Source organism: Agrobacterium sp. 22-223-1 (assembly GCF_053522385.1).
The window spans coordinates 257,773-270,326 of sequence record NZ_JBNWCN010000003.1 but is presented as its reverse complement, the minus strand read 5'-3'; the positions used below and the strand labels follow the sequence as shown (position 1 = coordinate 270,326).

Genomic DNA, 12,554 nt, shown 5'->3' with positions numbered 1-12,554 from the left:
ATTACGCTCCTCTCAATAGGGATCGACGGCATCGCGCAGGCCATCGCCGAGCGCGTTGAAGGCGAAGACCGTGACCAGCACGAAACCGACCGGCGCGAGAATCCAGGGATAGGAACCGATGACGGAATAGGTCGCCGTATCCTGCAGCATCAGCCCCCAGGAGATGAGCGGCGGCTTGACCGCAAAGCCGAGGAAACCGAGGAAGGATTCGAGCAGCACGACGCTTGGAATATGCAGCGTCACGGCGACGATCACATGGCTCATCACATTCGGCAGGATGTGCTGGAAAATGATGCGCCGGTCCGTGGCCCCGACGGCAATCGCCGCCCGCACATAATCGATGCGCGCCAGCGCCAGCGTCTTGCCGCGCACCTCGCGCGACATCTGCGCCCAGCCAAGCGCCGACATGACACCGACCACGAAGACAAGGAAAACGGTAGTGGGTGCGGTTACCGGGATGAGTGAGGTCAGCGCAAGGTAAAGCGGCAATTGCGGGAAAGCGAGCACCACTTCGACAAAGCGCTGCACCCAGGCATCCAGCGGCCCGCCGAAATAGCCTGATATCAGACCGACACTGGTGCCGATGACGGTGACGATGGCGACGACGCTCAAGGCGATGGCAAGCGAGATGCGCGAGCCATAGATGGCGCGCGAGAGCACGTCGCGTCCAAACTTGTCGGTGCCGAGAAAATGCACCGGCTGGCCGTCGGTCGAGCCGAAGAAGTGACGGCTCATCGGGATAAGGCCCAGCAGCCTGTACTCCGCACCTTTGACGAAGAAGCCGAGATAGACGGGATTGTCGTAATCCGGCCCGACGATGGGTTGGAAGGTGACAGGATCAAGCTCTTCGGTTTCGGCGATGGCATAGACGCGCGGTGCAAGGCTGAAATTGCCGTCCTTGTCGGTGAAGCGCACCACCTGCGGCGGCGAGAAGCTGCCATGGGTTTCGAGCGGGTTCATCGGCGCGAAGAAATCCGCAAAGATGGCGATCAGGATCAACAGCGCCACCAACACCAGCCCGACCATGCCTGTGAAGGAGCGTCTGAGACGCCGCCAGACCAGCGCGAGATAGGTCTCGTTGCCATGGGCGGAACGGTCGGGTTTTGCTGCGGTGGCGGTTTCGGTCTTCATCTCGTCAAACGCCATCATCTCAGGCCCTCCCGAATTCGCGAACGCGTGGGTCGAGCATGGCAAGCAGCATATCGGCGATGATGTTGCCGACGATCAGCGTTGCGGCCAGCACCATCATGAAGGTCGCGGTGACATAGACGTCCCCCACCGCCATGGAGCCGACAATGGCCGGGCCGACGGTCGGCAACGCGAAGATGATCGCGGTTTCGATCTCGCCGCTCAGCATGTAAGGCAGCACCACGCCCTGATACATGACGAGCGGGTGCACGGCGTTCGGCACCGCATGGCGCATGATGACGGCGCCTTCCGAAAGACCCTTGGCGCGCGCCGTCTCGACATATTGCGCATTCAGCGTATCGAGCAGATTGCCGCGCATCACCCGCATATTATAGGCCAGCCCACCGAAGACGGCGATGGCGACCACCGGCCAGACATGGCTGACGAGATCGACAAATTTACCCCACGACCATGGCGCACCGCCATATTGCGGCGAGAAGAAGCTGCCGATCTCCGACACATCGAAATGAAACACCATGAGATAGACGAGGATCAGGGCCATCAGGAAGCGCGGGATCGTCATGCCGAGGAAGGCGATGGTTGAGAGCAGGTTGTCGACCCAGGAATATTGCCGTGTAGCCGCCCAGATGCCGAAGGCGATGCCGAGAACGGACGCGAGGATGTGGCAGACCAGCGCCAGCGCAATGGTGCGCGGCAGGCGTTCGCCAACCACATCGGCGACCGGCTTGTTGTAATAGAAGCTGTAGCCGAAATCGCCGCGGGTGACGATGCCGCCGATCCAGTTGAAATATTGAATGACGAGCGGCTTATCGAGGCCGTGCTCGATGCGATAAGCCTGAGCCTGCGCTTCCGCCTGTTCGAAGGACGCGCCGCCCTGGTTCATCAGCTGCGAGCGGATGTAGTCGGCATAATCGCCGGGCGGTGCCTGAATGATGGCGAAGGTTACCACGCTCAGGATCAACAATACCGGAATGGCGGATGCAACGCGTATCGTCAGAAATCTCAGCATCGAACGGTCTTCCTCGGTTTGGATGGGCCGTGTATCTCCGGCCGCGCTTCACGCGCGACCGGTACCGGGTTTTCTCCGGGAGGAGTTCTAGTTAATCGGTCCGCCCTCACCCGGCTTGCCGGGAAGCTGCTGCGGGAAGAGTTCGTATTTGCCCTGCTTATCCGCCGCGACCCAAAGGCGTTCGCGGATGATGGAGTCTTCAGCCCAGTTGAACATGAAGATCGGCGTGCCCTGCGGCACATTCGAGAACCGCTTGTTGACGATCAGCGCGCCGGGATATTCGGTGAGACCGATCGTATAGAGGTTCTGCGTATAGACCTTCTGATATTGCTTCATCAGTTCGGCCCGCTCGGCATTGTCCTGCGAGGAAATGAACTTGCGCACGAGATCGGCCATCTCCTTCTCGAACGGCATCAGATCGAGTTCCTTGCCTTCAGGCGAGCGGTGGTTCCAGCTGGTGCGCGGGCCGACAGGGGCAAGCTGCTCGGTATTCTGCACCACGGATGAAAGCTCGGTGGAGTTGCGGCGCACCAGCCAGTCGAACTGCCCGCCATAATGGGCAGCATCGCGCTGGTTGGAATCCAGGCTGTTGATGACGACGCGCAGGCCGAGTTTCGCCATCTGGCCGACAAGACCTTCCGCGAGGCTCTTGTCCGTCGCGTAACCGTTATTGACGAGAAGGGTAATCTCGACATTGCGGCCACCCAGCGTTTCCTTCGGGAAATTCAGGAAACCATCGCCGTCCGTATCCTTCAGGCCTATCGAGGCGAGCGCGGCCTTGGCGGCCTCGAGGTTGAAGGGGTAATAAACCGTTGAGGCGCGGTCATAGAAGCTGGTGCCCGATGAAATGCCGCCCGGATAGATCGCCGTGAACGGCCCCTTCACCAGCGAGTCGCCGACTGCCTTGCGATCGATGGCCGATGTGACGGCCTGACGGAACACCTCGTTGCGGTTCAGTTCACGAATGGCCTGCCCACGCTCATCCGGATTGCCCCAGCCATTGGCGGAGAAATTCATCTGCAGATTATAGCCGATGAGCCGCGGCCCGAAGGCAAGACGGGCCGGCGCATTGGGGTCGGCGGCGCGTTTCAGCGAGGCGACGAAATTCTCCGGCTGTTCGAGGTTGGAGAAATCGCCCGATCCTGCCACGGCCTGGACATCACGGTCGGCCCAGGTGGAAAGCTTGTAGTGCACCTCGTTGAGATAAGGCAGCTGCTGGCCCTTCTCATCCACCTTCCAGTAATAGGGATTGCGTCGCAGCACGATGATGTCATCAGGCCGATAAGCGACCGGCACCCATGCCCCCATGACCGGCATGTTCATATATTCCGGCGGGAAAGCGTTCTTGAACTGGTTATAGGTATTCTTGGAATATTTCGGATGCTGCGGTTTCAGGATATGCGACGGCCCGGGGCAGAAGCTCGGATAGGCCATGGTGTAGAGATATTGCTTGGGAAAAGCCGCCTTGAAGGTCCATTCGACGGTGTAATCATCGATCTTTTTAAGGGTCGTTCCCTCACCGAAAGCCTCGGGCGATGCGCCGCCGCCAAGCGGTGAAACATTGGGGTCGACGACCGCATCTTCCCAGTAGAACATCACGTCATCGGCATTGAAGGACTCGCCGTCCGACCATTTCGCGCCCTTGACGAGATGCATCGTCAGCTTGTGGCCATCCTCGGACCATTCCCAGCTTTTCGCCAGATTGGGCAGCGGCTCGGTATCCTTGGCATCCACCTGGAAGAGCGGTGCGGTGCGCGTCAGGCATTCGGAAAGGGCGATATCGATGCCGCCCCAGCCCTGGCTCTGGCCGGCAATATAGTTCCAGCCCTCGGGCCTGCCGCCGACCACATGGCGCATCGTATCGCCGTAAACGCCCATACCGTCGGGCATATTGCCGGTCTTGTAGACCAGCGGTTCTTCCGGCAGGCGCTCTTTCAAGGGCGGCAGCTTGCCGGTCTTTTCGAATTTCTCGCTAACCCAGTCAGGCTCGCTGTAGCTCGGCAGCGCCTTGAATTCGAGGATCGAATCGCGCGCCACATAGTTGATCTTGCCTTCGGCCGGAAATTGCGGCGGCTCCGGCGGCGTGGTGGTCTCGAAGGCATTCGCATTGAGTGCGATCATCGAAACACCGAGACCCAGTGCCGAGATGATACCGATCCTGCGTTGAAGTAACATCGTCATTCCTCCCAAATGGCAGCTCTTCGACCGCCCACCCTCTGTGATCGTTCTGGCCGTGGCGGCGAACTCCCTTCCGCCGCCCGGCCTGTTCCCATGCCTTTTCCTTCAAACAGCCTTTTTCAGCGCCGATTTTTCGGCCCGCAGTTCTTCGATGGAGCGCACATTGCGGCGGGCGGCACCGGCCCAGTCGCGGGTCTTGACCCTGGATTTCGCAAGCCGCTCCTTCGCCGCCGGCACGGCATCGGCATATTGCGGCAGCCAGCGCGCCTGCGCGACGACCATCTCGTCCACCATCTGCCAGACCTCCTCCGGTGTGGCGACGGCACCGACCAGCGGATCGTGCAGCACGGCAAGCTTCAAAAGATCGATATCGCCGCTCACCGCCGCATGCACGGACATGCGCTGCACGTTGATGGAGGCCATGCAGGTGGCTGCGCAGGCTTCCGGCAGGGTTATGCCTGAGACCATGTTGATGCCGAAACGGTCGACGAAACCGGGGGATTCGATGATGGCGTCCGCCGGCAGATTGGTGATGACGCCATTGTTCTTGACGTTGAAATGACCGCGATAGACACGCCCGGTTTCCAGCGCTTCCAGAATGTGGCTCGCATGTTCATTGGAGCGCTTGGCCGGATCGATGGGCTTGGCGGCCGAGGCGAGGAACTGCGGAAACTCGGTTTCGAACCAGTTGCGTGTTTCGGTGGAGTGGCGCAGATACCCCCCGGTTTCACCGTGGATCCAGTCGGACATGTCGATCCAGCGGGCAATCTCTTCCGGCCGCTTGCGATACCACGGCAGATATTCGGACAGATGGCCGTTGCTTTCCGTCGAATAGACGCCGAACCGCTTCAGCACGTCGATGCGCAGTTTCTCTTGCTGCGAGAAGACCGGATGCGCCTCAAAGGCCGCGACCAGCTCGTCCTTGCCGATCTTGCGACCGTTGAGCCTCAGATCGATGAACCATGTCTGGTGGTTGATGCCGGAGCAGATGTAATCCAGCTCGGACACGCTTTTCGCACCGAGAATTTCGGCGATCTGTTCGGCGCCGTGCTGAACGCCGTGGCAGAGACCGACCGTATCCACCTTGCCATATTCGATGGCCGCCCAGGTGTTCATCGCCATAGGGTTGGCGTAGTTCAGGAATTTCGCACCCGGTGCGGCGACTTCGCGGATATCCTTGCAGAAATCCAGAATGACGGGAATGTTGCGCTGACCGTAGAGAATGCCGCCGGCGCAGATCGTATCGCCCACGCACTGGTCGATGCCGTATTTCAGCGGAATGCGGATATCGTCCGCATAGGCTTCCAGCCCGCCGACCCGCACGCAGCTGATAATATATTTCGCGCCCTCCAGCGCCCGCCTGCGGTCGGTATCGGCCGTCACCTTGACGGGGAAACCATTGGCCTCGACGATCTTCTCGAGGATCGCCCTGATCATATCCAGATTGCGCTGGCTGATATCCGTCAGCGCGACTTCAATATCGCGAAACTCCGGCACACACAGGAGATCGGTGAACAGTTTTTTCGTGAAACCGACGCTGCCTGCGCCAATAATAGCGATTTTGAAACTCATAACGCCACCTCTGTTGCAAATCGAACGGGTGAAACGGGCCGCAGGATCGTAAAATGGCGTTGCAGAAAAATACCCGTAAGAATCCCGGAAAACCGGCCTTACTCCCAATTTTTCAGCAGCAATATCCCGCTGGCTGTCTCCTCGGATCGGGATTATGCGTATAATATCGGTAAGGACCAGAGAAGGATTATGCTTTCATGGGTAATTTTGTGCTGCAGGATTTGATCGATCAGGGACCCGGCATGCGAACAGTTTCGCTGCCGCGCGGCCGCCAGACGCTGCACACCATGCCGACCAGCAGCGGTTATGAAATCCGCCGCAGTGGCAATTACGACTGGGACGGGCGCAAACGCGGCCAGACGCCTTTTACCGTGCTGCAATATTGCATCGCCGGACAGGGCAACCTGCGTTACGAGAACCGCCACTATGTGGTGAGGCCGGGCGAAACCCTGCTGCTGCTCATACCGCACAATCACCGCTACTGGCTGGAAGAAGGCAAGGAGTGGGAATTCTTCTGGATTTCCATGAATGGCGAGGAAGCTCTGCGCATTCACCGCAATATCCTCTCCGTCACCGGCCCTATCCTCAAACTCCAGCCCGAGACCGTGGATCATCTTGCCGAATGCTGCTCGCGCCTCGTCAATGGCGCGGAAACGCCAGGTGCCGCCTCCGCCGTCGCTTATGAAGCGGCAATGACGCTTTATGACGATGTCTTCGGTTCTCATCCTTCTTTCGGCGGCGAATATCGCACCATGCAGCAGGTGCTGAGCTACATAGACAGCCATCTCGGCGAACGGCTTTCGGTCAGCGACCTTGCGGCGGTGGCAGGCTTGAGCCGCGCGCATTTTTCCCGCATCTTCGCGGCGAGCGAGGGCCTGTCGCCGGCGGAATTCGTGCTGCAGCGACGCCTGCGCCGGGCGGCGAAGCTTCTCACCTCAGCGGCCAACCTTCCCATCAAGGAGGTGTCGGTGCTGTGCGGTTTCGAGGATCCGAACTATTTCTCCAAGGTCTTTCGCAGGCTCTACGGCACCAATCCGAGCGAATTTCGCACCACCGGCATGTATGCGAGCGTGCGGCAAGGCTGAACGACAACACGACTTCGTTTTGACATTTTTCAGGCGATTAAGGATGGGCCTTGCGCCCTATTTGGAGACCCGCCGAGGTGAAGAGCATAATCCGGACGATCCTCGTCTTTCCGCTTCGGGCGATCATCGTTTTCGCCCTCATCCTCGACGGCATTTTCCGCCCGCTCTACCGGCCCGTCATCAGGGCCATATCCGGACTGACATTCATCAAGCGACTGGAAAGCCGGATCGCGCGATTGCCGCGTCTTGCCATTCTCTTTTGCCTTGCGGTGCCCTTCGCCATCGCCGAACCCATGAAGATCATCGGTCTCGTCCTCATTGCCCATGGCGCCGTCAAGGTGGGACTGGTTCTGACGGTCCTTGCCCATCTCGCGACATTCCTGATCGTCGAGCGTATTTATCACGCCGGCCGGGAAAAGCTCCTCACCTATCCCTGGCTCGCATGGATCATGCGCTATGTACGTTTCGTACGGTCATTTTACGATCGCTTCAAACTTGCAGCGCTGAACTGGGTCAGGCTCCGGCTTTTCGCGTCGCAGCGATGAAAAGTAAGTCGTCCCATTGGGGGCGAACCCAAAGCTCAAAAGGCGACGCGATAGGCCCTACCCGCTTCATTCCCCGCGCGGATACCGCTGGTTTTCCTCCAGCACGTTAAGGTCCATGTGGTTGCGCATATAGCGCTCGGAGGCCTTCTGCAAAGGCTGGTAATCCCAAGGGTAATAAGCGCCGTTGCGCAGCGCCTTGTAGACCACCCAACGCCGTGCCTGACTTTCCCGCACCGCCGCGTCGAAAACCGGGAGCTGCCATCGCCGGTCGATTTCAGCGGAAAGCGATGAGAGAACGTCGCTGAAAGCGGGATCGCCAGCAAGGTTCGTGCGTTCCTTGGGGTCCGCCTCGATATCATAGAGCAACGGCGGATCGGCCTCGCAGACCGATAGCTTGTAGCGGCCGTCGCGAAGGGCGACGAGCGGTGCTATCGAGCCTTCGGCGGCATATTCCATCGGCACCGGGCCACGCTCGCCAGTCCCCGCCGTCAGCGCCGCCAGATCCTCGCCATCCGTCCAGCGTTTGAGCGAGGTGATATCGAGCCCCGCCAGACCGCAGAGCGTCGGCGTGACATCGAGCGTTGAGACCGGCGTGTCGATCAGGGCCGGCTGCCAGCCGGGTGCGGCCACCATCAGAGGCACGCGGGCGGAACCTTCGAAGAAACACATCTTGAACCACAGCCCGCGCTCGCCCAGCATGTCGCCATGGTCGGACAGGAAGAGAATGATCGTGTCCTCCTCCATCCGCGTCGCCTTCAGCACGTCGAGAATTTCGCCGATCTTTTCGTCAATATAGGAGATATTGGCAAAATAACCGCGCCGTGCCCGGCGTATCTGCTCCGGTGAAATATCGAAAGCTTCATGATCGCAGGCTTCCAGCAATCGTTTCGAATGCGGATCCTGCTCGTCGAAGGCAATCGCCGATGTCTGCGGATCAAGCTCGGGGCAGTCTTCGTAGAGGTCCCAGAATTTGCGCCGCGCCACATAGGGGTCGTGCGGATGGGTGAAGCTGACCGTCAGGCACCACGGCCGGTCGTCTAGACGACGCGACAGATCGTAGAGCTTGCGGGTGGCGTGATAGGCCACCTCGTCATCATATTCCATCTGGTTGGTGATTTCGGCAACGCCTGCGCCGGTGACCGAACCGAGATTGTGATACCACCAGTCGATCCGCTCACCCGGCCTGGTATAGTCGGGTGTCCAGCCGAAATCGGCGGGATAAATATCCGTCGTCAGGCGCTCCTCGAAGCCATGCAGCTGGTCCGGGCCGACGAAATGCATCTTTCCTGAAAGGCCGGTGTAATAACCCGCCGCCCGCAGGTGGTGCGCATAGGTCGGAATATCGGAAGCAAATTCGGCGGCATTATCGTAAACCCGCGTGCGGCTTGGCAATTGCCCGGACATGAAGGAGGCGCGAGCCGGTGCGCAGAGCGGGCTTGCGGTATAGGTGTTGGCGAAGCGGACGGACCGCTTCGCCAGTGTTTTGAGATGGGGTGCGTGAAGAAAATCGGCCGGGCCATCGGGAAAAAACGTCCCGTTGAACTGGTCGGCCATCAGGATCAGGACATTGGGACGCGGCATTTCCACTTTCCGGCTTAGAGACCAAGCTTGCCTTTGACGGCGTCCGCACCCGGCTTGCCATCCAGCGTGGTAACGCCCTGCAGCCAGCCGTCCAGCGCTTTCGGATTGGCCTTCAGCCATGCAGCTGCCGCCGCCTTCGAATCCTCACCACCGAGAATGGAGCCCATCAGGCTGTTTTCCATACCGATATCGAATTTCAGGTTCTTGAACAGCGTCGCCGCATTCGGGCATTGCTGCGGCCAGCCGGTGCGGGCGAGCGTATAGACTTCCGCGCCGCCGAAATTCGGACCGAAATAGGCGTCGCCGCCAGAGAGATAGGCGATATCGATCTTCTCATTCATCGGATGCGGCGCCCAGGCGAGGAAGACCACGGCCTTCTTGTCCCTGCCCGCCCGCTCCACCTGCGCCAGCATGGCCTGCTCGCCGGATTCGACGAGCTGCCAGCCCTTCAGGCCGAAATCATTGGCGTCGATGATCTTCTGGATATTCTGGTTGGCTGGCGCACCGGGCTCGATGCCGTAAATCTTGCTTTCAAATTCATCGGCATGTTTGGCGAGATCGGCGAAATCCTTGACGCCCTTTTCCGCCATGTAAGAAGGCACTGCCAGCGTAAACTTTGCGCCTTCAAGATTCTTCGTCATCACCTCGGCTGCCTTGGCGGCGTTCAGATCGTCCACGAAGGATTTCTGCGCCGGCATCCAGTTGCCGAGGAAAACGTCGATTTCGCCATTCTTCATCGCCTGATACCCGATCGGCACCGACAGCGTCTTGACGTCAGCCTCATAACCCAGCGCATCGAGCAAAACGGAAGCGACACCGTTGGTGGCAGTAATGTCGGTCCAGCCGGGATCGCTGAGACGGATCGTCTTGCAGGCCGCGTCATCGGCCGCCTGAAGCGGGGTGGAGAAGGCCGCCACGGACAGAAAGAGACCGGCGGCGATGCGATGCAGATGAGAAATGGTTTTCATTGCGGATCCCGTTTTATCAATCCAGTTTATTGAACACCACGTTGCTTTTGCCTGTGAAGCGGGTATTTTTCGATAGTTAATATAAGGAATTTTAATGTCAGACAGGCCGCTCGATCTGGGATGGATGCGCATTTTCACCGAGGTTGCCCGCCGCGGCAGCCTGACGGCGGCTGCGGCATCCCTGCGGCTGACGCAGCCGGCCGTAAGCTATCAGATTCGCCGGCTGGAGGATGAGCTGGGCGTGGCGCTCATTCGGCGCAAACATCGCGGTATCGAACTGACGACGGAGGGCCAGCGGCTGTTCGAGATCGTCTCGCGCAATGTCGACGCCATCGACCTTCTCGCACAGCAGCTTCGCCGGACGGAGGAACGGCAGACCATCCGTCTGCACACGGACTATGCCTTCTCTTCCTTATGGCTCATCCCGCGCATGCACGGTTTTCGCGCGCTCAACCCAGACATCAACATCCAGATCGTCGCAACGCAGGACCCGCTGGGCCAGGGCAAACACGATAGCGACGTGATGATAATTTTTGGAACGCGGCAGGAGGCGGGCGACGGGGCGGTATTGCTGCTTTCGGAAAAGGTCACGCCTGTCTGCTCGCCTGCCCTGCTGGCCGAGACACCGGCACCCGCAACCGTTGCGGATTTTTCGCGGCGTAAACTCATCCACCTCGAAAACACGTCACAGGCGCATTGGTTCGACTGGGCTGCCTATTTCAAGCATTTCGGCGTGCATCGCGGTGCCGAGCATGATGGCGGCGATATCAGCTTCAACAATTACACCATGGTGGTGCAGGCAACCATTGGCGAACAGGGTTTCGCGCTCGGCTGGGCCGGACTGGTCGATCCGTTGCTTGAGGCCGGCGTGCTGGTGACGGCAGGCCCAAGCCTTGACGCACCGGGACGCGGCTACTGGCTGATGCGGCCGAAAAGCAGCGACAGCGCGGTGAGGAAACTCACCGGCTGGCTGATCGACGAGCGGCGATGACGCCGCCCGCCAGCGCTCTTGGTTCAGATCGGATAATGCAGCGGCCCGTCCTGCAGCGTGACCCAGCGTAGCTCAGTGAATTCCGCAATGCCCGCCGTACCGCCGAAGCGGCCGTAACCGGAAGCCTTGACCCCGCCGAAGGGCATCTGCGCCTCATCGTGAACGGTTGGGCCGTTGATGTGGCAAATGCCGCTTTCGATGCGGGCGGCAATCGAAAGCGCTCTTGCCTGATCCCTGCCGAAAATCGCAGCCGAAAGTCCGAACTCGGTTTCGTTGGCGATGCTCACCGCCTCATCGATGCTGCCGGCCCTGATGATCGAAACGACAGGACCGAAGCTTTCCTCCGCATAGAGCCGCATGGCGGGGGTGACGCCATCGATGGCAATCGCATCGAGCATCGTGCCGGTGCCGCCGCCACCGGCCACCTGCCGAGCGCCCTTGGAGACAGCGTCATCCACCAACGACCGAATGCGGGATGTCGCCTCCGCACTGACCAGCGAGCCGAGCGGTGTTTTGCCTTCACGCGGATCGCCGGCCGTGAGGCTCGACGCTTTCTTGGCGAAGGCCTCCACAAATGCATCGGCAACGCTGTCGAGCACGATGATGCGCTCCGTCGACATGCAGATCTGGCCCTGGTTCATATAGGCGCCGAAAGCGGCAGCCGCGACAGCCGCATCGATATCGGCATCATCAAGCACGATGAACGGCGCCTTGCCGCCCAGTTCCAGCAAAGCGGGTTTCAGATAACGGCCGGCGGTTTCGGCAATCACCCGGCCAACGCGGGTCGAGCCGGTGAAATTCACGCGTCTGACGGCGGGGTGTGCGATAAGCGTATCGACGATCTTTGCCGCATCTTCGGGCGCATTGGAGACGGCGTTGAGCACGCCCTTGGGCAGACCCGCCGAAGCGACGGCTTCAATGATCAGCGCATGGGTGCGCGGGCACAGTTCCGAGGTCTTCATGACAACCGTATTGCCGCAGGCGAGCGGCGTGGCGATGGAGCGCACGCCGAGAATGACCGGCGCGTTCCACGGCGCGATGGACAGCACGACACCGGCGGGCTGGCGCAGCGCCATCGCCATGGTTCCGGGACGGTTGGAAGGGATGACCTCTCCCTTGATCTGGGTCGTCAGGCTTGCCGCCTCCACCAGCATATCGCTTGCCAGTTTGACGTTGAAACCGGCCCAGGCATCGGTTGCGCCGATTTCTTCCTTCATCGCCTGGGTAATGTCAGGCCCGGCGGCGAGAAGCGCCTGCGCGGCAGCCAGAAGCAGGCGGCGGCGTTCACCGGGCGGCGTTGCCGACCAGACCGGGAAAGCGGCCGCCGCGGCATCGGCTGCCCGGGTGGCGTCCTCCACCGTTGCCGCCGCAGCACTCGTCGCCACATCGCCGGTGATGGGGTTGCTGCGTTCGAAACGCTTGCCGCTTGTGGCCGGGCAATGGTCGCCGCCGATGAAAAGATTGACTGTCTGCATG

At 60.2% G+C, this 12,554-nt stretch carries 10 protein-coding genes; 3 read left to right on the top strand and 7 right to left on the bottom strand.

Annotated elements, in window-relative coordinates; translation table 11 throughout:
• Window positions 1-12 precede the first annotated feature (12 nt).
• The 4 genes from ACQZ60_RS16620 to melA form a co-directional block, all read right to left on the bottom strand.
• Window positions 13-1,149, bottom strand: coding sequence for an ABC transporter permease (locus ACQZ60_RS16620; protein ID WP_448735660.1), 1,137 nt, complete (start codon window positions 1,147-1,149; stop codon window positions 13-15).
• A 1-nt stretch (window position 1,150) separates the two neighbouring features.
• Window positions 1,151-2,158 (bottom strand): ABC transporter permease, encoded by a 1,008-nt coding sequence (locus tag ACQZ60_RS16615; protein WP_078053910.1) that lies wholly within the window; start codon window positions 2,156-2,158, stop codon window positions 1,151-1,153.
• 87 nt (window positions 2,159-2,245) lie between these two features.
• Window positions 2,246-4,333 carry an ABC transporter substrate-binding protein gene (locus ACQZ60_RS16610; RefSeq protein ID WP_065657676.1) on the bottom strand — a complete coding sequence of 696 codons (2,088 nt, stop codon included), beginning with the start codon at window positions 4,331-4,333 and terminating at the stop codon, window positions 2,246-2,248.
• A gap of 108 nt (window positions 4,334-4,441) precedes the next feature.
• Complete coding sequence (melA, locus tag ACQZ60_RS16605; RefSeq protein WP_020811642.1) at window positions 4,442-5,908, bottom strand: alpha-glucosidase/alpha-galactosidase; 1,467 nt, start codon at window positions 5,906-5,908, stop codon at window positions 4,442-4,444.
• Between the two features lie 197 nt (window positions 5,909-6,105).
• Here melA and ACQZ60_RS16600 point away from each other — a divergent pair, with 197 nt between their 5' ends.
• Complete coding sequence (locus ACQZ60_RS16600; protein WP_080858040.1) at window positions 6,106-6,993, top strand: AraC family transcriptional regulator; 888 nt, start codon at window positions 6,106-6,108, stop codon at window positions 6,991-6,993.
• Between the two features lie 77 nt (window positions 6,994-7,070).
• Entirely contained in the window at window positions 7,071-7,538 is a 468-nt protein-coding gene (locus ACQZ60_RS16595; RefSeq protein WP_448735659.1) for a hypothetical protein, read from the top strand.
• A gap of 66 nt (window positions 7,539-7,604) precedes the next feature.
• On the opposite strand, the gene betC is transcribed toward ACQZ60_RS16595, so the two are convergent.
• Together betC and choX are read right to left on the bottom strand one after the other, a co-directional pair.
• Complete coding sequence (gene betC / locus ACQZ60_RS16590; RefSeq protein ID WP_448735658.1) at window positions 7,605-9,119, bottom strand: choline-sulfatase; 1,515 nt, start codon at window positions 9,117-9,119, stop codon at window positions 7,605-7,607.
• A 14-nt stretch (window positions 9,120-9,133) separates the two neighbouring features.
• The gene (gene choX / locus ACQZ60_RS16585) at window positions 9,134-10,087 is read right to left on the bottom strand and encodes a choline ABC transporter substrate-binding protein (RefSeq protein ID WP_142846082.1); all 954 of its coding nucleotides are present in this window, start codon (window positions 10,085-10,087) and stop codon (window positions 9,134-9,136) included.
• 94 nt (window positions 10,088-10,181) lie between these two features.
• Here choX and ACQZ60_RS16580 point away from each other — a divergent pair, with 94 nt between their 5' ends.
• Window positions 10,182-11,078: a choline sulfate utilization transcriptional regulator gene (locus ACQZ60_RS16580; protein WP_448735657.1), complete on the top strand. Its 897-nt coding sequence runs from the start codon at window positions 10,182-10,184 to the stop codon at window positions 11,076-11,078.
• 23 nt (window positions 11,079-11,101) lie between these two features.
• On the opposite strand, the gene ACQZ60_RS16575 is transcribed toward ACQZ60_RS16580, so the two are convergent.
• Window positions 11,102-12,553, bottom strand: a complete 1,452-nt coding sequence (locus ACQZ60_RS16575) for an aldehyde dehydrogenase (protein ID WP_448735656.1) — start codon at window positions 12,551-12,553, stop codon at window positions 11,102-11,104.
• Window position 12,554: the final 1 nt, after the last annotated feature.